The organism is Rhizobium sp. KDH_Rht_773_N, from assembly GCF_052946295.1.
This window is the reverse complement of record NZ_JBRFNB010000002.1, coordinates 298,562-320,521: the sequence shown is the minus strand read 5'-3', so window position 1 is coordinate 320,521 and position 21,960 is coordinate 298,562. Positions and strand designations below refer to the sequence as shown.

At 61.3% G+C, this 21,960-nt stretch carries 16 protein-coding genes; 2 read left to right on the top strand and 14 right to left on the bottom strand.

Annotated elements, in window-relative coordinates; all coding sequences use genetic code 11:
- Positions 1 to 49: 49 nt before the first annotated feature.
- Entirely contained in the window at positions 50 to 1,975 is a 1,926-nt protein-coding gene (locus tag ACU8HS_RS23430; RefSeq protein WP_447016299.1) for a PAS domain S-box protein, read from the top strand.
- Positions 1,976 to 2,044: 69 nt separating this feature from the next.
- Here the strand turns inward: ACU8HS_RS23430 and ACU8HS_RS23425 are convergent, their stop codons facing one another.
- The 5 genes from ACU8HS_RS23425 to cyoA are packed head-to-tail and all read right to left on the bottom strand — an operon-like array spanning position 2,045 to position 7,031.
- A complete protein-coding gene (locus ACU8HS_RS23425; RefSeq protein ID WP_447016298.1) occupies positions 2,045 to 2,803 on the bottom strand; it encodes an SURF1 family protein in 759 nt (252 codons plus the stop codon).
- Positions 2,804 to 2,846: 43 nt separating this feature from the next.
- Positions 2,847 to 3,248 (bottom strand): cytochrome o ubiquinol oxidase subunit IV, encoded by a 402-nt coding sequence (gene cyoD, locus ACU8HS_RS23420; RefSeq protein WP_112703378.1) that lies wholly within the window; start codon positions 3,246 to 3,248, stop codon positions 2,847 to 2,849.
- On the bottom strand, positions 3,245 to 3,865 hold the full coding sequence (cyoC, locus tag ACU8HS_RS23415; protein WP_112570530.1) for a cytochrome o ubiquinol oxidase subunit III: 621 nt from the start codon (positions 3,863 to 3,865) through the stop codon (positions 3,245 to 3,247). Before cyoC ends, cyoD begins: the two co-directional genes overlap by 4 nt.
- Before the next feature lie 6 nt (positions 3,866 to 3,871).
- Positions 3,872 to 5,875 carry a cytochrome o ubiquinol oxidase subunit I gene (gene cyoB, locus ACU8HS_RS23410; RefSeq protein WP_112570528.1) on the bottom strand — a complete coding sequence of 668 codons (2,004 nt, stop codon included), beginning with the start codon at positions 5,873 to 5,875 and terminating at the stop codon, positions 3,872 to 3,874.
- 49 nt (positions 5,876 to 5,924) lie between these two features.
- Positions 5,925 to 7,031: a ubiquinol oxidase subunit II gene (cyoA, locus tag ACU8HS_RS23405; protein ID WP_447016490.1), complete on the bottom strand. Its 1,107-nt coding sequence runs from the start codon at positions 7,029 to 7,031 to the stop codon at positions 5,925 to 5,927.
- Between the two features lie 375 nt (positions 7,032 to 7,406).
- Here cyoA and ACU8HS_RS23400 point away from each other — a divergent pair, with 375 nt between their 5' ends.
- Positions 7,407 to 8,738 (top strand): MFS transporter, encoded by a 1,332-nt coding sequence (locus tag ACU8HS_RS23400; protein ID WP_112570524.1) that lies wholly within the window; start codon positions 7,407 to 7,409, stop codon positions 8,736 to 8,738.
- Between the two features lie 71 nt (positions 8,739 to 8,809).
- Here the strand turns inward: ACU8HS_RS23400 and ACU8HS_RS23395 are convergent, their stop codons facing one another.
- The 9 genes from ACU8HS_RS23395 to ACU8HS_RS23355 form a co-directional block, all read right to left on the bottom strand.
- Positions 8,810 to 9,277 carry a cyclic nucleotide-binding domain-containing protein gene (locus ACU8HS_RS23395; RefSeq protein WP_025669918.1) on the bottom strand — a complete coding sequence of 156 codons (468 nt, stop codon included), beginning with the start codon at positions 9,275 to 9,277 and terminating at the stop codon, positions 8,810 to 8,812.
- A 96-nt stretch (positions 9,278 to 9,373) separates the two neighbouring features.
- A complete protein-coding gene (locus tag ACU8HS_RS23390; protein ID WP_112703381.1) occupies positions 9,374 to 12,088 on the bottom strand; it encodes an ABC transporter transmembrane domain-containing protein in 2,715 nt (904 codons plus the stop codon).
- Between the two features lie 194 nt (positions 12,089 to 12,282).
- The gene (locus ACU8HS_RS23385) at positions 12,283 to 13,416 is read right to left on the bottom strand and encodes a glycosyltransferase family protein (protein ID WP_447016297.1); all 1,134 of its coding nucleotides are present in this window, start codon (positions 13,414 to 13,416) and stop codon (positions 12,283 to 12,285) included.
- Positions 13,413 to 14,660 (bottom strand): glycosyltransferase family 4 protein, encoded by a 1,248-nt coding sequence (locus ACU8HS_RS23380; RefSeq protein ID WP_447016296.1) that lies wholly within the window; start codon positions 14,658 to 14,660, stop codon positions 13,413 to 13,415. The genes ACU8HS_RS23385 and ACU8HS_RS23380 overlap by 4 nt, the downstream gene beginning before the upstream one ends.
- Positions 14,661 to 14,671: 11 nt before the next feature.
- On the bottom strand, positions 14,672 to 15,880 hold the full coding sequence (locus tag ACU8HS_RS23375) for a glycosyltransferase family protein (RefSeq protein ID WP_447016295.1): 1,209 nt from the start codon (positions 15,878 to 15,880) through the stop codon (positions 14,672 to 14,674).
- A gap of 95 nt (positions 15,881 to 15,975) precedes the next feature.
- The gene (locus tag ACU8HS_RS23370; protein ID WP_162702901.1) at positions 15,976 to 17,151 is read right to left on the bottom strand and encodes an ABC transporter permease; all 1,176 of its coding nucleotides are present in this window, start codon (positions 17,149 to 17,151) and stop codon (positions 15,976 to 15,978) included.
- On the bottom strand, positions 17,151 to 18,149 hold the full coding sequence (locus ACU8HS_RS23365; protein WP_447016294.1) for an ABC transporter permease: 999 nt from the start codon (positions 18,147 to 18,149) through the stop codon (positions 17,151 to 17,153). Before ACU8HS_RS23365 ends, ACU8HS_RS23370 begins: the two co-directional genes overlap by 1 nt.
- 3 nt (positions 18,150 to 18,152) lie before the next feature.
- Positions 18,153 to 20,057, bottom strand: coding sequence for an ABC transporter substrate-binding protein (locus ACU8HS_RS23360; RefSeq protein WP_112570512.1), 1,905 nt, complete (start codon positions 20,055 to 20,057; stop codon positions 18,153 to 18,155).
- Complete coding sequence (locus ACU8HS_RS23355; RefSeq protein WP_113497300.1) at positions 20,057 to 21,946, bottom strand: ABC transporter ATP-binding protein; 1,890 nt, start codon at positions 21,944 to 21,946, stop codon at positions 20,057 to 20,059. The genes ACU8HS_RS23360 and ACU8HS_RS23355 overlap by 1 nt, the downstream gene beginning before the upstream one ends.
- Positions 21,947 to 21,960: the final 14 nt, after the last annotated feature.

Below are 21,960 nucleotides of genomic sequence, written 5' to 3'. Positions count from 1 at the left end.
TCGGCGCGAGCCGGCGTTATATTGCGCTGGTAAATCGTTTGAGGGGCAGATGGAAGCCGTGGATCGATATGATACGTCTCTTCGGGACGAGGGGCGTTTCCGGGTGCTCGTCGATGCCGTTGCCGACCATGCGATCTATATGCTGAGCCCCGAAGGTCATGTGGCGAGCTGGAACCCCGGCGCCCAGCGTTTCAAAGGGTATCGCGCTTCCGAAATCCTCGGCAAGCATTTCTCCTGTTTCTATCTCGAGGCCGACAGGGAAGCCGGTCTGCCCGCGCGGGCGCTTGCAATTGCCGCGACGGAAGGACGCTTCGAGGGGCAGGGCTGGTGCCAGCGCAAGGACGGTACGCGCTTCTGGGCACATGTCATCATCGATCCGATCCGTCATGCGTCCGGCGAGCTGATCGGCTTTGCCAAGATCACTCGCGACCTGACGGAACGCAGGGCGGCGGAGAATGCGCTGAAGCGCAGGGAAGAGCAGTTTCGTCTTCTCGTTCAGGGCGTCTCCGATTATGCGATCTACATGCTCGACCCGGAAGGCAATGTGGCGAGCTGGAATTCCGGTGCCGAACGCATCAAGGGTTACAGCTCGCAAGAGATTATCGGCCGGCATTTCTCCACGTTCTACACCGATGAGGACCGTCTTGGCGGATTGCCTGAGCGTGCGCTGGCCACTGCCAGCCGCGACGGACGGTTCGAAAAGGAAGGCTGGCGTGTACGCAAGGACGGTTCACGCTTCTGGGCAAGCGTCGTCATTGACGCGATCAGGGACGATTTCGGCGAGATCATCGGCTTTGCCAAGATTACCCGCGACATTACCGAGAAGCTGGAAACGCAGCGTGCGCTGGAGCGAACCCGCGAGGAGCTTTTCCAGGCGCAGAAGATGGAAGCGATCGGCCAACTGACCGGCGGGATCGCGCACGATTTCAACAATCTGCTGATGGCGGTGCTGGGCAGTCTCGAAATCCTCAAGAAGCGCATGCCGCAGGATCCCGCTCTGTCGCCGCTTGTCGACAATGCCATGCTCGGGGCGCAGCGCGGCGCGGCGCTCACCCAGCGCATGCTCGCCTTTTCCCGCCGCCAGGAACTGCAGGTGGAGAGGATCGATGTTTCCGATCTTCTGCGCGGCATGATGGACATGGTCTCGCGTTCGCTTGGCCCGATCGCGACGCTTGAAACCGAATTTCCCGAGAACCTGCCCATGATCGCGACCGACCCGAACCAGCTGGAAACGGCGGTGCTCAACCTTGTCGTCAATGCCCGCGACGCCATGCCCGGCGGCGGGCTTATCAGGATCAAAGCCTCCGAAGAGATGGTGCCTGACGGCAGCACCTTGCCGGCCGGCCATTACGTGCGCGTCGCCGTCGCCGACGAGGGCGAAGGCATGGACGAAGAGACGCTGAAGCAAGCGGCGACCCCGTTCTTCACGACCAAGGGCGTCGGCAAGGGAACCGGCCTCGGCCTTTCCATGGTGCAGGGTCTCGCCGGCCAGTCCGGCGGCAGGCTCGTGCTCAAAAGCCGGCTTGGGGAAGGCACCACCGCCGAGCTGTGGTTTCCGGTCACGCAGGCCGAAAAACCGGCCGAACCGCCGGACCCGCCTATGTCCGAACCCGTCACCGGCCTGCGGCCGTTGCGCATCCTTGCCGTCGATGACGACGGACTGGTTCTGATGAACACGGCGCTGATGCTGGAAGATCTCGGCCATACCGTGTTCGAGGCGACAGCCGGCGCCGATGCGCTCGACATCCTCCGCCGGGAAAAGGTCGATCTCGTTATCTCCGACCACGCCATGCCCCGCATGACCGGCTCCCAGCTTGCGGCCGCGATCCGCAGCGAATGGCCGGACATGCCGATCATCCTGGCGACCGGCTTTGCCGAGATTCCGGAAGGCGCCGATATCATCGACGTACCGCGGCTCGGCAAACCCTTTTCGCAAGTCCAGCTTGCCGAAGCGATTTGCCGGGTCGTGGTTTGACGCCTGTCCCGGCAACAGGGTGCGATTTGAGATTGTGATCAATGGCGGGGCCGGGGGCTCCGCGACCGCTTACCGTCCCCGGCGCGCCTTGACCTCGTTTCTCACGATATAGGCGAGCAGCCCTGCCACCATGATTGCCAGCACATACCAGGTGATCGCATAGACGAGGTGGTTGTTCGGGAAGTCCAGGACCGTCAGCCCGCCCACAGGCAGGCCGCCGGCATTGGCGGTCGCGTCCGCGTCGATGAAGAAGGGCGCGGCCTCCGCAATTCCGCGCTTGCCGGCAATGGCTGCGACATCGCGCGAATACCAACGGTCGGCAGCCGGATCGTTGGAGCGCAGCAGCATGCCCTTCGGCTCGCTCATGCGCATCAGCCCGGTGACATGGGCCGCTCCGACGATTTCGCTGCCCGGTCGCGAGGCCGGGTCGCGGCGGTCTGGCGGCACGAAGCCACGGTTGACGAGGATCGCGCTGCCGTCCGCGAGCCGGAGCGGCGTCAGCACCCAATAACCGGCGCCAAGCGCCGTCGATGCCGTCACCAGCGTTTCCTTGTCGTTTTCGAAAGTGCCGGATGCCGTCACCCGCCGGTATTCGTCATCGGCGGCGTTGACCTTGCTCCAGTCGGCTTGCGGGGGCGGAGCGACGGGTTCGGCGTGGACGCGCGCATCGACGCGGGCGATCAGATCGAGCTTCCAGGACAGACGATGGACCTGCCACGTGCCGAGGGCAATCAGCAGGGCGACGAGCGCCAGCAGGCCAAGGCCGAGGATGGCAAGTGTGACGGCCGAACGCGGCTTGTCCTGTTGCTCGGAAGAGGTGTCGGTCATGGAACCGTAACGGGCGGCGTCGCCGCCGCCCGTCCTTTTGCCGCTACGGCATGTTCTTCATCATTTCGGGGCTCATCGGCATCATGTTCGTATTCAGATGATACATGACCCAGAGCGAGCCCGAGAGCGCGATCGCCACGATGATGATCGTGAAGATCAGCGCCATGATCGTCCAGCCGCCTTCCGACTTCGTGTTCATGTGCAGGAAGTAGATCATGTGGACGACGATCTGCACGGCGCCGAGCGCCATGACCACGATGGCGGTGGCGGTCGGGCTTGCGAGCACATCTGCCATGACCAGCCAGAAGGGAATGGCAGTCAGGATGACCGACAGGACAAAGCCCGTCATGTAGCTCTTGAACGTGCCGTGGCCGGCCTGATGCCCGTGGCTGTGGCCGTGGTGAGCCTCGTGGGCATCCTCATGTGCGGGTGCTTGCGAACTCATCCAAGAACTCCCATCAGGTATACGAAGGAAAAGACGCCGATCCAGACGACGTCGAGGAAGTGCCAGAACATCGAAAGGCACATCAGGCGGCGGCGGTTGGCCTCGATCAGGCCGTGCATGGACACCTGCACCATCAGCGTGACCAGCCAGATGATGCCGAAGGTCACGTGCAGACCGTGCGTGCCGACCAGCGTGAAGAAGGACGACAGGAAGGCGCTGCGCTGCGGGCCGGCACCCTCGCGGATAAGGTGGACGAACTCGTAGAGTTCGAGGCCGATGAAGGCCGCGCCGAAGAGGCCGGTGATCGCCAGCCAGAACAGCGTTTCCGCCTTTGCGTTCCGCTCCATCTGCAGCATCGCAAAACCATAGGTGATGGAGGAGAGCAGCAGCATCGAGGTGTTGATCGCCACCATCGGCAGATCGAAGAGATCGGCCGGTGAGGGGCCTGCCGCATAGCTGCGACCGAGCACGGCATGGGTGGCAAAGAGCACCGAGAAGATCAGGCAGTCGCTCATCAGATAGAGCCAGAAGCCGAGATTGGTGCTGTTCTCGGGGTGATGGTCTTCCGTGAGATAGAATTCAGGCTTTTCGGCCGTGTCGATAGAATGATCGCTCATGGTCTCTTACACCTGCTCGGCAAGAAGCTTGGTGCGCTTGCCTTCCGTTTCGGTGACTTCATCGGCGGGGATGTAGAAGTCGCGCTTGTAGTTGAACGTATGGCCGATCGCCACGACGAACATGGCGACGGCGGAGAGAACGACCAGCCACCACATGTACCAGATCAGGCCGAAGGCGAGTGCCACGCTGATGGCGGACAGGATCGCGCCTGTGCCCGTGTTCTTCGGCATATGGATCGGCTTGAAGCCGCCGAGCGGACGCTCGTAGCCGCGGTTCTTCATGTCGTACCAGCTGTCGTGATCGTGAACGACCGGCGTGAAGGCGAAGTTATAGTCCGGCGGCGGCGAAGACGTCGACCATTCCAGGGTGCGGCCGTCCCACGGATCGCCGCTGTCGTCGCGCAGTTCCTCGCGCTTGCGGAAGGAGACGACGATCTGGATCAGGAAGGAGGCAATGCCGATCGCGATCAGGCCGACGCCGAAAGCAGCGATGATGAACCAGATCTGCAGCGACGGATCGTCGAACTGGCTCATGCGGCGAGTGACACCCATCAGGCCGAGCACGTAGAGCGGCATGAAGGCGAACCAGAAGCCGATCTGCCAGAACCAGAAGCTCATCTTGCCCCAGAAGGGGTCGAGCTTGAAGCCGAAAGCCTTCGGGAACCAGTAGTTCACGCCGGCGAACATGCCGAAGAGAACGCCGCCGATGATGACGTTGTGGAAGTGGGCGATCAGGAACAGCGAGTTGTGCAGCACGAAGTCGGCCGGCGGGACGGCGAGCATGACGCCGGTCATGCCGCCGATGACGAAAGTCACCATGAAACCGACGGTCCACAGCATCGGCACTTCATAGCGGATACGGCCGCGATACATGGTGAAGAGCCAGTTGAACATCTTCGCCCCTGTCGGGATCGAGATGATCATCGTGGTGATGCCGAAGAAGGAGTTGACCGAAGCGCCCGAGCCCATCGTGAAGAAGTGGTGCAGCCACACGAGGTAGGACAGGATCATGATGACGCAGGTGGCGTAGACCATGGAGGCGTAGCCGAACAGGCGCTTGCCGGAGAAGGTCGCGACCACTTCCGAGAAGATGCCGAAGGCCGGCAGAACCAGGATGTAGACTTCCGGATGGCCCCAGATCCAGATGAGGTTGATATACATCATCGGATTGCCGCCGAGGTCGTTCGTGAAGAAGTTCGTGCCGGCGTAGCGGTCGAGCGACAGCAGGGCGAGGGTGGCCGTCAGGATCGGGAAGGACGCGACGATCAGGATGTTGGTGCAGAGCGCGGTCCAGGTGAAGACCGGCATCTTCATGAAAGTCATGCCCGGGGCGCGCATCTTCACGATGGTTGCGATCAGGTTGATGCCCGACAGCGTGGTGCCGACACCGGCGACCTGCAGGCCCCAGATATAATAGTCGACGCCGACATTCGGACTATACGCTATCCCCGACAGCGGCGGGTAGGCGAGCCAACCGGTCTGGGCGAACTCGCCGATGAAGAGCGAAATCATGATGATGATCGCGCCTGCCGTCGTCATCCAGAACGAGAAATTGTTGAGGAACGGGAAGGAGACGTCGCGCGCGCCGATCTGCAGCGGCACCACGAAGTTCATGAGCCCGGTGACGAAAGGCATCGCCACGAAGAAGATCATGATGACGCCGTGGGCGGTGAAGATCTGGTCGTAATGGTGCGGCGGAAGGTAGCCTTCATTGCCGTTGAAGGCGATCGCCTGCTGCACGCGCATCAGGATGGCGTCGGAGAAGCCGCGCAACAGCATGATGACGGCCAGGATCACATACATGATGCCGATCTTCTTGTGATCGACGCTGCAGATCCAGTCACGCCAGAGCGGACCCCAGAACCTGAAATAGGTGATGATGCCGAGCACCGCGATGGCGCCGATGACGACGCCGATGAAAGTCACGACCAGGATCGGCTCGTGATAGGGGATGGCGTCGAGGGTCAACCGGCCGAAGATGAACTTCAGGAGGTCAGGATTGGAAAACATGGAACAACCCGTTCATTATGTCTTGCGACGCAAAGCGCCAGGTTAATTGTTATTGCGGCTGCGCCGGCGCAGGATCGCCGCCATTGCTCATGCCGGGCATGGAATGGCCGTCATGCTGCATGTCCATTCCGGGCATGTTCTGCATGCTGTCGCCCTCGGTGCTTTGGGCAGGCTCGCTGCCTTCTTCCGCATGGCGGTTGTCGTAAGTCAGCTTTTCGCGGTTTTCTTCGCTTTCCTTGCCGCCGCCACCCATCATGTCGATGTGCATCATCTCGTTCATGCACATCTTGCCGGGCGTGGCACACATGTTGAGGATTGCGTCGTAAAGGTCGGCATCGGCGCTGGCATAATAGTGCACCGGCTCCTTCTCGCTCGGTTTTTCGAGCTTGAGATAAGCGTCGCGGCTCAGCATCGTGCCCCGCTGCTTGACCTGGGCTACCCAGGCATCGAAGCCCTGCTGGTTCAGGCCGTGGAACTTGAAGCGCATGTGCGAGAAGCCTTCGCCGCTGTAATTGGCGGAGAAGCCGTCATATTCGCCTTCCTTGTTGATGACGGCGTGCAGCCTCGTTTCCATGCCCGGCATGGCGTAGATCTGGCCGGCAAGCGCGGGGATGTAGAAGGAGTTCATCACCGAGGAGGCGGTGATCTTGAAATTGATCGGCACGTCGACCGGCGCTGCAAGCTCGTTGACGGTGGCAATGCCGAGGTCCGGATAGAAGAACAGCCATTTCCAGTCGAGCGCCACGACCTCCACGATCAGCGGCTTGGTATCCGCCGGAATGGCGCGATCTGCGTCGATGCGGTCCAGCGGCCGGTAGGGATCAAGCTTATGCGTGGAAATCCACGTGACCGCGCCGAGAGCGATGATGATTGCAAGCGGCGCCGACCAGATCACGATTTCGAGACGGGTCGAATGGTGCCATTCCGGCGCGTAGGTCGCAGCCGTGTTGGAGCGCCGGTAGCGCCAGGCGAAAAATAACGTGAGGAAGATCACCGGAACGATGATCAGCAGCATCAGCACCGTCGAGACGATGATGAGGTCGCGCTGTTGGGCAGCAATATCACCCGAAGGCGACATGACCACCATGTTGCATCCTGCCAAAAAAAACAGCGGCAAGATTAATAGAAGGCGGGAAAACTTCGGCAGTTTTTGCACGTCTCTAAGCTCTTTTTGTTTCGTTCGATTGCCGACTAAAGCACTGGCACGAGCAGCGATATGAGGTCTTTGGTCGCAGTGCAACATGCATTTCGCACCGCGGGAGAAGTCAGCTTCCACGGCGCCCATAAAATCCTGATAAAGAAAGAAGGAATTTTCCCGGCGCCGCCTCGTGTATAGCTGAAAAGCGAAGCTTTGCCCAATAAAACTCTGGAATAGGTTGGCATAGGTATCACGCGATTTTTCCGTCGCAGCGATTTTTGAGGATTCAGCGGCAACTATTTGCGCAATCAGGACTTGATAAGCTGCAAATATGGAACAAGATCAGCGTGAGGCGCTTTGCAAAAAGCACCTTAAACGAGGGAGGCGTTTCATATGGCTACTGTAGCCCATTTAGGACCATCATCATCATCGCTGGAACGGGATGCGCGGCGCATTCACGACGACAAGCCGGTTTCGCCCGGCAGCATCGCCGTCGGCGTGGTGATCGGTCGCATGTCGGAGTTTTTTGATTTCTTCGTTTACGGCCTCGCATCCGTACTTGTCTTTCCGCAGCTCGTCTTTCCCTTTGCGCCGGACCGGCTGACGGCGACGCTCTATTCTTTCGCCATTTTCTCGCTGGCCTTTCTCGCCCGTCCGGTCGGCTCCGTCGTCTTCATGACGATCGACCGTCTCTACGGGCGCGGCACCAAGCTCACCATTGCGCTTTTCCTGCTCGGCGGCTCGACGGCATCCATCGCTTTCCTGCCGGGCTATGACGAGATCGGCTACTGGTCGATCGCGCTATTGGCGCTGTTCCGGCTCGGCCAGGGCTTCGCGCTCGGCGGCGCCTGGGACGGACTTGCCTCGCTTCTGGCGCTCAACGCGCCGCCGAATCATCGCGGCTGGTATGCGATGATCCCGCAGCTTGGCGCGCCGATCGGTTTTGCGCTGGCGAGCATCCTGTTCGGCTATTTCGTGGCCAACCTGTCGTCGGAAGACTTCCTCTCCTGGGGCTGGCGCTATCCGTTCTTCGTCGCCTTCGCGATCAACGTCGTCGCGCTCTTTGCCCGTCTTCGGCTTGTGATGACCAAGGAATTCGGCACGCTGCTGGAACAGCACGAGCTTGAAGCAGCACCGATCCTCGACGTGCTGCGTGTTCATGGCCGCGATATCCTGATCGGCGCTTTCGTGCCGCTCGCAAGCTTTGCCATGTTCCACCTCGTCACCATCTTCCCGCTCGGCTGGATGAGCCTTTACGGCAACCAGCCGATCGGCGCCTTCATGGTGGTGCAGGTCATCGGCGCCATGGTCGGCTTTGTTGCCATCATTGCCTCGGGCGTGATCGCCGACCGCATCGGCCGGCGCAAGCAGCTTGCGATCTGCGCTGTGCTGATCGCGATCTTCAGCTTCATCGGCCCGTTCCTGATTGGCGCCGGCAATAGCGGTCATGACGCCTTCGTCATCATGGGCTTCGGTGTGCTCGGCCTTTCCTTCGGTCAGGCGACCGGCTCGATCTCGTCGCGCTTCGGCCGCGGCTATCGCTACACCGGTGCGGCTTTCACCTCAGACCTTGCCTGGTTGATCGGTGCCGGCTTCGCACCGCTGGTGGCCCTTAGCCTGTCGAGCCAGTTCGGCCTGACCTTCGTCGGCTACTACCTGCTCTCGGGCGCGATCTGCACGCTCGCGGCGCTTGCTTTCAACAGGGCGCTGGAACAGCGCGAATAGGGCACAGACAGGCACAACGAAAAGGCCCGCGCGGAGAGCCGGCGGGCCTTTTTGATATCAATTTTTGAATTTCACTGCGCCATCTGCGGCTGCTTGGCGGCGCGCGCAGCGGTCAGTTCGGCGGTCGTGTGGTTAAGACGGTCGGCGAGCACACGCATGATCTCCACGGCCATTTCAGGAAAGTCGCTCAGAAGCTTGAGGAAATGTTCCTTGCTGATACGCAGGACTTCGAGCGGCGAGGTGGCGCGCACAGTTGCGGTACGGGAAACGTCGCAGAGAATGGCGATTTCGCCGACGATGGAATTGACCTCGACATCGGCAACTTTGATCTCGCCAGCAGGCGAGGACACGATGATATCGGCCGTGCCAGACAGAACGACATAGGCCGCGTCGCCGACATCGCCCTGACGGAACAGGTTCTGGCCGGCATTGTAAGTCATTCGGTCGGAGGTGAAAGCCAAGAGCTTGAGTTTCGCTGGTGCGATCCTCGAGAAGATCGGCACCCGCCGCAGCATTTCGACTTCATCTCTCAACAGCATGAGTGTTACACCCCCTGCCGCATGGTCCTGGATCATGCGCTAAAAACCAACTCCAAGGCGCCTTGCGGGCGCCATCTCTGCCGCCCCAATAGAATATTACGATAACAGTTCCTTGAACATACCGTTTTTCTCGGAAAGTTCCGGATAGTTGCCCGCCTCGGCAAGATCGCCGCGATCGAAGAGCAGGATTCGATCGAAGATTTCCGCCAGCTTGGCGTTGGACAGAACCCAGATGATTGCCGGGCGCTTGCCTTCCTTGTGCAGGCCCTCGATGATGTTATGGGTGATCTGGTCCTGGATGCGCTGGTCGAGCGCCGGGATAGGCCTGTTGAAGATGAAATAGTCGGAGCGCTTGAGCAGCGCGCGGGCGAGATTGAGCTTCTGCCGCTGCACGCCCGTCAGGCGCTTGCCGCCGGAACCCACATCGAATTCCAACCCGATCGACAGGACGTCGTCATAGAGATCGAGCGCATCGAACAGTTCCCCCATGATAAGGCGGATCCGGTCCGAGGCATCGGCCTGCTGATAGGCGATGCGGCCGAAGAGTACATTGTCCATCAGGCTTGCCGAGGCCGTGAAGCGGTTGACGTCGTAGCGCTCGATCAGTTCGGCGAGATCGTCGGGAATGTTCTCGTGGAACTGCTTGCGGGCAGCGACGATCTTGTCCATCAGCGTCTGGGTCAGGAGACCGAAACGGTGCCGCGGCTCGATATAGGCGAAGCTCAGCCGGATGATGCTTGCGCGGTCTTCCGGCGTGGCATCTTCGAAACGCTTGCCCTGCAGCTTCTGCAGCAGTGCCTGATAGGTCGGAATATCATCCGCCGTCATGAAGGTGAGCTGCTGGAAGAAGGGATGGTCCGGCGGCAGGTCGTGGAAGAGTTCCACTGCGTTCTCGGCGATTTCCAGGCCCATCGCATAGAGGTCTGTGCTCAGCCCCGTGTCGCGGAAGAGCTGCTGGAAATAGGGATGTCCGGCAAGCCGCCGGTTGTTCATCAGCGGCCGCTTCATCGTGCCGAACAGCAGGTTTTCGCCGACGGTCGCCTGCGTGTTGTACGAGTCGAAATCGAAGGGCACGACGATGGCATCGAGATTTTCGGCGGCAAGCCGTTCGCGCAGCGATGTCCTGAGTTCGACGATATGGCTGCCGAGCGCGGTATGAACCTCGGTATTGACGGTGGAGCGCAGCGCCAGATCCAGGATATCCTGCGACATCAGCACCGCATCGAGCACCGGCCGGATCGCTTTCAGCAGGTCGTCGGGGCCGTTGGCGCCGGCAGCGTTATAGTCCACCCAGTCGCTGTTCAAATCGAGGATCGGATTGCCGGCCTTCTGCGATTCCGCGACATGCCACTTATATTCCTGCGCCGCCTTGCCGTCATATTCCGGCTCCTTCATCGGCGCATGTTTGAGACCGTAGAGCAGGTTGTCGCGCAGCGTCCCGTGGAAGAAATAGCTGTCGGCAGAGGCGTAGGAGATGCGCCGGCCGGTGATCGATTCCGGCAGGTCCAGCAGGTCCTGTCCGTCGATCGTGATCCGGCCGGAATCCGGCCAGACGAGCCGGCCAAGCGCTTCGGCGAAGGCTTCCGCGCCGCTGCCGTTCGGCCCGACGATCGCGACCGTCTCGTTCGGTTTGATCTCGACCGAGACATGGTCGACGAGGCGCGCGCCGCTGTCGTCGCTGACGGAGAGGTTGGTGACGACGAAAGCGCTTGTCAGCGGGGCGACCGGTGCTGTCGCAAGTTCCTGAATGCGGCTGTCGATCAGCGGTTCGACGTTGAACTGCTCGTAGACCTGCGCATACTTGACCTGCACATCCTGGCGCATCTGGTCCCAGTCGATCAGTTCCTTCAGCGGGCCGGGCAGGTCCTTGTAGGCGGAAATGACGGCGACGAGCTGACCGATGTCGAGCCTGCCCTGCAGCGCCAGATAACCGCCGATCGCGTAAAACAGGAAAGGCGTCACCTGGGCAAGGAAGTTGTTGATGAACTTGACCAGGAACTTCCACTGATAAAGGTCGTAGCGGATCGAGAAGATACGGCCGAGGCGGGTCGCGATATCGGCGCGCTCGAAGTTGGACGTATCGTTGCCGTGGATCGTGCCGATGCCCTCGACGATCTCGCCGACGCGTCCTGAAAGTTCGCGGGCGGTCAGCTGGCGCTGGCGGCCAAGTTCGAGAAGGCGTTTGCGCATGCGGGGGATGACCACCGCCTGTACGCCGACGATGGAGGCGGCGATCATGCCGAGCCAGAAATTCTGAACGATGATGAAGGCAAGCGCGGTAATCGCCTGGCCGCCGAGAAGGGCGGGCGAGACGAAGGCATCACCCGTGAAGCCGCCCATCGGCTCGACCTCGTCCTTGATCATGGTGGCGATCTCGGCGGATTTTACGCGCTTGAAATGGGCAGGCGGGAAACGCAGCACGCGGTCGATGAGCTCGAAGCGAATGCGGCGCAGCATGCGTTCGCCGAGCCGGCCCTTATAGGTGTTGATGTAGAACTTGAAGAGGCCGTTCAGGACCACCAGCGCCAGGAAGACGAGGCTCAGCGCCATCAGCATCTGGAAGCGGTTGAGTTCCAGGCCCCTGAAGATTTCGACATGGCCGATGAGCGGGATGTCATAGGCAATGTGCATGAAGGTCTGTCTTGCGCCCGGTCCTTCGAAACCGTCGCCCTGAATAGGCCCGTTGACGATCTGCTTGGGCAGGTCGAAGGACAGGAAGTAGGGCACCATGGAGGCTGCGACGACCAGCAGGATCCAGAGCTGCTGCAGCCGCGTGTTCTTCCAGATGTAGCGGGCGAGGCTTTTTTCCATGGCTAACCGTCAGACTGTGGGAAAAGTCCGAACAGCGATCCTGGTGCCGGGCAAGGGGGAATCTCCAAGTACAGGACCATGCAGTCAGACCGCCGATATCGCAACGAAAACAAGGCGGAGCGGACTAATGTCGAAACGCCGATTCTCGCCGGAATTTTTCTTATATCACATGAATTTTAGAATAGGCGAGGGTTTCAGCCGATCATTGCGCGAATGATGGCTGCGCTTTTTGCGGCACCGTCGAGATCCAGCGAAACGGCCGGACGCGGCGGCGCGGCAAGCGCCCGTTCGACCGCGGCCTTGACGGCGTCGAGCGTCAGCCCATTCTCCGGCAGGATTTCGGCAAGGCCGAGTGCCTGCAGCCGTTCGGCGCGCACGGTCTGTTCCGTCTCGCCGGCCGCCACGAAGGGGATAAGGATCGACCGGCATCGGGTGCGCAGGAGATCGCCCACCGTATTGTAGCCCGCCTGCGAGATCGACACTTTGGCGCCGCGCAAGAGCGAGGGAAAATCCTTGCGGAACCGCACCAGGGTGACATTGGCAGGCGCATCCTGGGACAATGCGGAAAAGTCGGCTCCGGGAAGGTTGGGGCCGGCAATCAGCAGCCAGCGAAGATCGGCAGGCAGCAGCGCGGCCGCATCGCGCGCGGCGCGCATCACGTCCAGACCGACGGCACCGCCGCCGGCCGAGGCGATGATGTCGAATGCTTCGGAAGGTTCCGGCGCCGGCGGCGGAGCAACGAGACCGGTATAGCGCAGCCGGTCGGCAATCTCGGCCGTCAGCGGAAAAGTGTCCTCCAGGCGCACGAAGTCGGGATCGCCATGGATGAGCACCGCGTCGAAATGGTCCTTGACCAGCCTGACGGTTTCCTCGTCACGGCCAGGCTTGCGGTTTTCCTGCAGGATGTCGCGCACCGAACTCAGAAGCTTCGGCCGCGGATTGGCCTTTTCGATCGCATCGAGCAGGGGCAGCAGTTCGAAGCGCATCTGCCGGCGGCCGAAGGGGAAGGCCTCGATGATGACGACATCCGGTCTCGTTTCCTCGAAAGCCTTCAGAAGCAGGTCGCGGCGTCTGGAAAGAAACCCCTCGCCGGCCGCCTGACCTTGAGAGTCAGCAAGGCCGGAAAAGCCGACATTGCTGGCGACGACGGGGGGCAGTTCGATCGTTCTGACGCCTTCGCCCGGAAAGCCCGGCACAGGCAGGCCGCCGGTGACGACCGTCACGTCGAAACCGTCGCTCACCAAAGCGTTGGCGATGCGGCTGGCGCGCGCAATATGGCCGATGCCGAGCAGGTGCTGGACGTAGAAGAAGATGCGGGGAGCCGTCATGACGCCTTCTGCCATTCTGCCTCGAACAGGTCGCTCAACTGCCGGATGCTGGAGTGATAGTCGAAATGGCCGCGCACGCGCTCTTCGGCCGCATCCCCCAGCCGCTTGCGCAGATCGGGATTGCGGATCGCCGTTTCGAGCGCTTCTGCCAGGGCTGCCGGATCTTCCGGCGGCACGACCAGGCCGTTCTCGCCATCGATCAACAGTTCCGGCACGCCGGAGACATTGGTGGAGAGGCAGGCAAGCCGCTGGCTGGACGCTTCAACCAGCACATTCGGCAGTCCGTCACGGTCGCCGTTGGCGGCGATGCGGCAGGCAAGCGCGAAGAGGTCGGCGCGGCGATAATGTTCAAGCACGTCTTCCTGCGCTAGCGCGCCCTTCCAGGCGATGCGCTCGCCAAGGCCGAGTTCAGCCGCAAGCTTCTTCAGCTTCGAAAGCTGCTCGCCGCCGCCAATATGGTCCATGCGCCAATTCAGTTCCTTCGGCAGCAGCGCAAGGGCGCGCAGCAATATGTCGTAACCCTTCTTCTCCACCGCCCGGCCGACGCTGAGGATAAGGGCGGGATCGGCGGGGTCGCTGCCGTCGCGGTTCGAGCGTTCGCCCGCGAAATGGCCGAAGCGGGCAAGGTCGAGGCCGTGATAGCTCAGATGCACCGCATCCTTGCGGCCGGTCAGCGATTTCATGTGCTCGTAGCCGTTTCGCGTGCAGGTCACGGCCCAGCGGGCGCTTGCGAGCTTCTGGCCGAGATCCCAGTCGGGCGAGGTCCAGATATCCTTGGCATGGGCCGAGCAGGTCCATGGCGTACCGGTCAGGATGCTCGCATATTCCGTCACCGAGGCCGGCGTATGGATGAAATGGGCATGCAGCCATTCGCCCTTGTCGGGCCATTCGCGCGCCAGCACCAGCGCCTGGCCGAGCCTGCGGAAACGGTTGCGGGAAACATCGCGCGGCAGATCGGCAAAGAAGCGCTTCATCAAGGCGCCGAAGCCCGGCTTCGAAAAACCGGCGAAAAGGCCCTTCAGCACGCGGATCGGCTCTTCGTGCAGATATTCCGGCAGGTAGACGACACGCGCCTTGATCTCGTCATGCACGGGATGACGCTTCTTGTCGGTCGGCCGGCGCATGGAAATCAACGTCAGGTCGAAGCCGGCCTTTTCAAGGCCGAGCAATTCCTGAGCGATGAAGGTTTCCGAAAGGCGGGGGTAGCCTTTCAGCACGACGAGGATCTTGCGGCGTAGCGGCAAAGGACGGCTCTTTATTCTGCGCCGACGAGAGACAGGTGGCGTCCGCGGCTGTCCAGCCAGTCGCCGACGGTGCGGGAAATGTGATCCAGCCCTTCGAGATGCATGTTGCAGCCGCTCTTCGATGGCGGAAGCCGCGACGGGAGGCGCTTCAGCGATTCGGCCATCACGGCGGGATCGGCAGATTGTTCAGGCAGCAGCATATCGATGAGGCCAAGCTCGCTGGCGCGGCGGGCGCGCAGCAATTGCTCTTCGCGCGGCGCGACGCGCGGCACGATGAGCGCCGGTTTGTCGAAGGACAGGATCTCGCAATAGGTGTTGTAGCCGCCCATGGCGACGACGCCGGTCGCCCCGTCGATCAGTTCTTCCATATGATTGTCGAACTCGATCACTTCGATATAGGGGATCAGCTCACCCTTCTTGACGAGTCTGGCGCGCTCTGCCGCCGGCATATAGGGGCCGAGCACAACCAGCGCCTTCTGCGTCAGCGTCGTGTCGGCTTCATAGGCGTTCATCACGTCGTGAACCAGATCGGAGCCGTCGCCGCCGCCGCCGGTCGTGACCAGGATATAGTCGTCCTTGCGTGCGTTGAGCGATTTCTTTCCCTTGGAAACGCTGCGCTGCAGGAAGCCGACGAAATCCATCTTGCGGCGAACGCCGGGGGGCACGTCGAGGCCGACAAGCGGATCGTAGAAATCCGGCGGTCCGTAGACCCAGATGCTGTCGTAATACTGGTCGATCTTCTGCATGACGCTGTTCTTCTTCCACTCGGCTTCGAGCAGATGCGGCGCGTCCATGATCTCTCGCAGGCCCAGAACCAGCGTGGTGCCCCGCGCCTTGAGATAGGCAAGCGTTTCTTCGACCTCGCCCTTCAGGCCCAATGGTTCCTTGTCGACGATGAAGATATCGGGCTCGAAGGTCTCGGCGGTGTGGCGGATGCTCGACTCGCGCATCTTCAGCGTATCCTGAAGGTCGATGTGGCTGGCGAGCGAGGTATATTCGCCGTTCCGAAGCTTGATGACGCTTGGGATCTTCACGAAATCGACTCGGGCACGGTAGTCGAAGGCGCCCGCAATCGTCGCGCCTGAAATGATCAGAATGTTCAGGCCGCGATAATCCTCGACGAGCGCATGGGCAATGGTCCGACAGCGGCGCAGATGGCCGAGGCCGAACGTATCGTGGCTATACATGAGGATGCGTGCATCTTCGAGACGTCTGGCCATGGGGGTGCCCTCTGAGGTGGACGACATAGTTCTACCACCCCCGCCGATCGGAGGCCATGAGGCGGCGGAGGCGACGCGCTCCACCGGGCTCGACGCTATTTGTAGGGATCTGCCGCATCGCGCAAGCCGTCTCCCAGAAAATTGAACGCTAAAATGACCAGCACAACCGGAACGATCGGAAACAGCAGCCATGGATAGAAAGCGATGACGCTGACGCTCTTGGCCTCCGTCAGCAGGATGCCCCAGCTGGTGATCGGTGGCCGCAGCCCGAGCCCGAGGAAGGAAAGTGCCGTCTCGCCGAGGATCATGCCCGGAATGGAAATGGTCGCGGAGGCGATGAGATGTGACATGAAGCCCGGTACCAGATGCCGGCCGATAATGCGCGGCGTACTGGCGCCCATCAGTTGCGCGGCCTGCACATAATCTTCCTCGCGCAAGGCCAGGAGCTTGGAGCGAACGGCACGGGCAAGCCCGGTCCAGTCGATGATGCCGAGGATGACGGTGATGCCGAAATAAATGACGATCGGGCTCCACGTCACCGGCATGATGGCGGCGAGCGCCATCCAGAGCGGCAGCGAGGGCAGCGATTGCAGCACCTCGATCAGGCGCTGGACGATGAGATCGAAGACGCCGCCCCAGTAACCGGCGAGCCCGCCGATGACGATGCCGAGGATGAAGCTGATGGCGATGCCGATCAGGCCGATGGTGAGCGAGATTCGTGCGCCGTAAAGGATGCGTGAAAGCACGTCGCGGCCGAGGCGATCGGTGCCGAGCAGGAACATCTGTCCACCGATTGCCGGGCAGACGAGATGAAAGTCGGAAGCGACAAGTCCCCAGAACTTGTAGCTATCGCCACGACAAAAGAAGCGGATCGGCTGGATGTCGTTTTCGTTGTTGGTGTAGAGGCGGTGCAGTGTGTTGATATCGAGCGTCATCTTCCGGCCGTAAACGAACGGACCGACGAAATTGCCCTGGCTGTCGAAAAGACGGACCCGCTGCGGCGGCGAATGGATGAAATCGACGTTGCGGGTGTGCAGACCGTAGGGCGCCAGGAACTCGACGATCAGAATCATGAAGTAAACGGCTGCGAGGAAGATGCCGGATGCAAGCGCCAGCCTGTGGCGCTTGAACTTCCACCACATGAGCTGCTTCTGCGAGGCGAGGTGGATGCGCGACTGCGCCGAAGTCATCGTCTCCGTTGCGATCGGATCGAAGGGAGCAGTCGACACATAATGCGGCAGCGCCGCGCCAGGTGCGGGTAGGGGCGACATTATTTGGTGCTCCTGCCTTGCAGACGGATGCGGGGATCGAGGAAGCCGAGCGCTATATCGGAGATCAGCACGCCGATGACGTTCAGGAAGGCGAGGAACATCAGGAATGAACCGGCGAGATACATGTCCTGGCTCTGCAGCGCCTTGATGAGCATCGGCCCGGTCGTCTCGAGCGACAGAACGATGGCGACGATCTCCGCACCCGAAATGATCGACGGCAGGATCGAGCCGATGTCGGCGACGAAGAAGTTGAGCGCCATGCGCAGCGGATATTTGACCAGCGCCCGCATCGGATGCAGGCCCTTGGCACGCGCCGTCGTCACATATTGCTTCTGCATCTCGTCGAGCAGGTTGGCGCGCAGGCGGCGGATCATACCGGCGGTACCCGCCGTGCCGACGATGATGACCGGGATCCAGAGATGGGCGAGAATGGATTGCGCCTTGGCCCAGCTCATCGGCTCGTTGAGATATTGCTGATCCATCAGGTGGCCGATCGAAAGCCCGAACCAGACATTGGCGAAATACATCAGGATCAGCGCCAGCATGAAGTTCGGGATGGCGATGCCGAGTAGGCCCAGGAAGGTCAGCCCGTAATCGCCCCAGCTATATTGGTGGGTCGCCGAATAGATGCCGATCGGAAAGGCGATCAGCCAGGTGAGGAGAATGGTCGAGAATGAAACGAGGATCGTCAGCCACAGCCGGTCGCCCACGACGTCGGAGACCGGCAGCTGATATTCGAAGGAATAGCCGAAATCGCCACGCAGCATGCCGCCGACCCAGTAGAAGTAGCGCACGATCTCCGGTTGGTCGAAACCGTATTGATGGCGCAGCTCCTCGATTTCCTGCAGGTTTGCGGTCTCGCCCTGGGCGCGCAGTTCGGCGATCTGGCTTTCGAAGAAGTCGCCCGGCGGCAGTTCGATGATGACGAAGACCAGTGCCGAGATTACGAGCAGGGTCGGCACCATGGCAGCGATGCGCCAGAGGATGTAGCGGATCATCGCTCAGGCCTCCTTGAACCAGAAGGTATCGGGCATATAGACGCCGAGGTAGGAGGTCGGATCGAAGCCGAAAAGCGCGTGTTCCGGCACGTTCTGCATCCTGGCAGATCTGAGGATAGGCTGCAGCGTGCTGTTGATGAGGCCGATCGAAAAGACCTGCTGGGTATAGAGGGACAGCATCTTGTGCCAGATAACCTCACGCTCTTGCGTCGTAGCACTTCTGCCCCATTGGTTCAGCAGGTCCACAAGTTCAGCCGCTTCCGGCAGATCGGGCGCTTTGCCCTCCTGACCGGCGGACAGATAGTACATGCCCCAAAGCGGCCATTGAAGCTGGTCATCCAGTGTAGGGGCTAGTCCATAAGGAGACATGTCGGCGGTCGGTACGCCGTTATCCAGCCCGTACCAGATCGACATCATGATCGAGCCGCTCATGGCGCGGTTACGGAAGACGTCGCGCTGCGAGGTGCGGGTGAAGAGTGCCAGGCCGATATTGGCCCAGTGATCGTGCACCAGTTCCAGAACGTCCGTGTCGAGATTGCTCTCGCCGGCCGTCTCGACGGTAATCTCGCAGCGGCGGCCGTCTGGCAGCAAGCGGATACCGTCTCTGGCGCGCTTGTCGAGGCCGAGTTCGTCGAGCAGCTTGTTGGCGGTATCCGGGTCGAAATTCACGAAGGCGTCGGCATATTCCTGCCTGAAGAGCGGGCTTTCCGGCAGCACCGTATCGGCACTCGCCTTGCCGAGGCCGTAGAAGGCGACCATGTTGATCTCATGCCGGTTGATGGCCAGCGACAAGGCCCGCCGAAAACGCACGTCGCGGAAGAGAACCCGCCAGGCTTCGTCGGCGACATTGAGGTTCGGCAGGAGCGTGATGCGCGAGCCGCGCGCCACTTTCCAGAGATCGACCTTCACCGGGAAGCGCTTTTCCGCCTCTTTCAGGAAGGTATAGTCGTTGAAATCGATGCCGGTCGCCTGCAGGTCGGATTCGCCCGCGCCCGCCTTGGCAGCGATGATCGAGGAGGATGAAACGTTGAGAATGAACTTGTCGAGATAGGGGAGCTGCCTGCCGTTCTCGTCGACGCGATGGAAGAAGGGATTGCGCTCGAAGATGAACTGGTCGGCCGGCGGGGCCGTGCGGTTCTGCCAGGGATCGAGCGTCGGCAGGTCAGGATTGTTCGGCCGCGAAGCGAGCGCCATCTTGATGTGCAGGTCGGCCCATTTCTTGGCCCGGTTCTTCTTCATCAAATCGTCGAGCTTGGCCTTGTCCTGGTATTCTTTGTGGAACTGCTTCAGGTAGTGGCCGGGACCGTAGATGACGAGCGGCAGAGGTCCGGCGAGCGACGACAGGAAGACCGGATTGGGCTTGTCCCAGCTATAGCGCACCGTCAGTTCGTCGAGCATTTCAAAGCGCGGCAGGGAACCATGCGGGCGTAGTTCCAGCGCACCGCCGCCGGGCGTCAGTTCCTTGTTGAGGATGACGTCTTCCCACCAGTAGCGGAAGGCTTCCGCCGTGAAGGGATGGCCGTCCGACCATTTGTGCCCCTCGCGCAGGCGGAAGGTGAAAACCGTAGCATCCTCAGAGGTGAAGTCGCGCAGGATATCGGGCTGGAACTGTAGCTTGGTGTCATAGCCGATGAGCCGCGAATAGCCGTAGACGGTCATATAGCGGATATCGCGCGCGCTGCCGATGATGGTGCGCACGTTGCCGCCATAGGTGCCGGGCACGCGGCCCATCTCCTTGAGATCGACGACACGCGGTTCGACCGGGATGCGCTGCGCCATTGGCGGCAGGCTGCCGTCGGCGAGCCGGGCCTTTAAAAATTCGGGCTCGGCGACCTGCTGTGCCCGCAACACCGAGGGTGCGATAGCCGAGCCGATCAGACCGCCGAGGAAGATGCGGCGCGTCACCATCAGACCAGTTCCTTTGCATCGGCGCCCTTGCGGGCGCGCACCAGATGACCGCCGCCGAGATCGGCAAAGGCGAGTTCGGAGGCATCGTCATGCTCGGCTGTGAAGACCTGGCCCCAATTCTGCTTGTCGGCTGCACCGTTTTCCTGCAGCGCCTTGAAGTCGAGCGGCCTGTCGAGATCCGGGAAGGGAACGGCGGCAAGCAGCGATTTCGTATAGGGATGGACCGGATTGCGCAGGATGATTTCGCGCGGGGCGATCTCGACGATGCGGCCCTTGCACATGACGGCGATGCGGTCTGCCATATAGTCGACGACGGCTAGATTGTGCGAGATGAAGAGATAGGTGAGCCCCAGTTCCTTCTGCAGATCCTTCAAGAGATTGAGGATCTGTGCCTGCACCGAGACGTCAAGGGCCGAGACCGGCTCGTCGAGGATGATGAGCTTGGGACCGAGCGCCAGTGCACGCGCAATCCCGATGCGCTGGCGCTGCCCCCCGGAGAAGCTGTGAGGATAGCGGTTGAGATAACGCCGGTCGAGGCCGATCGCGCCCATCAGCGCCTCGACCTTGGCCCTGCGCTCGGCGCTGTCGCCGCGATCATGGATTTCCAGCGGTTCGCTGAGAATATTGCGCACCGTCATGCGCGGCGAGAGCGACGAGACCGGGTCCTGGAAAACCATCTGGATCTTGGTACGCAGGTCCTGCAGCTCCGAACCCTTGACGGAGAGGACGTCGATAGTCTCCTTGCCGTCGTTGAAGACGACCGCGCCGCTATCCGGAGTGATCGCACGCATGAGAATCTTGCTGACCGTGGTCTTGCCGCAGCCGGATTCGCCGACGAGCCCCAGGCATTCGCCGCGGCGGATATCGAAGCTGACATCATCCACGGCATGCACGATGGCCGCTTCCTGGCCGCCGAAAAAGCCGCGCTTGCGCGTCCTGTAGGTCTTGGAAAGATTGGAGACGGAAAGCAGCGTGCCAGGCGCTTCCTTTTCAACCGGCTTCTTCTTGCCGATCAGCGATTCCAGATTGACCGGAACCTCGCGCAGGGCTTTCAGCCGCTCGCCCGGCTTCATGTCGAAATGCGGAACCGCGGCCATCAGGGCCTTGAGATAGGGATGCTGCGGATTGCGGAAGATTGCCTCGACCGGGCCGGCTTCCATGATCTCGCCGTGATAGATCACCACCACTTCGTCGGCCATGTTGGCGACGACACCGAGGTCATGGGTGATGAGCAGCATGGCCATGCCAAGCTTGGCCTGCAGGTCGCGCAGAAGTTCGAGGATCTGCGCCTGGATCGTCACGTCGAGCGCGGTGGTCGGCTCGTCGGCGATCAGCAGCGCCGGTTTGCAGATCAGCGCCATGGCAATCATCGCGCGCTGGCGCATGCCGCCCGAAAGCTCGAACGGATACATGTCGTAAGTGCGTTTCGGATTGGAAAAGCCGACGAGGCCGAGCATTTCCTCGGTGCGCTCGCGCGCTTCCTTCTTGTCGGCATCCGTATGGATCAACAGCACTTCGCTGATCTGGTTGCCGACCGTGTGGAGCGGCGAGAGCGAGGTCATCGGCTCCTGGAAGATGGTCGCCATGCGGCGGCCGCGCAGGTCGCGCATCTCGGCGCTGTCGCGCGACAGGGAGAGAATATCGGTCGCCTTGCCGTCCAGCGGGTCGGTAAACAGGATGCGGCCGCTCGCCTGGGCGGGTGCCGGCAGGATGCCCATGATCGACTGGCTGATGACCGATTTTCCCGAGCCGCTTTCGCCGACAAGGGCAGTCACTTTGCCTGGCAGAATGCGGAGATTGGCTTCCTTTACGACACGCAGCCGGTCGCCGAAGACGGAGAAGGCGACATCCAGGTTCTCAATACGCAACAGATCGGCTGCAGACGCCATACCAATGAAATTCC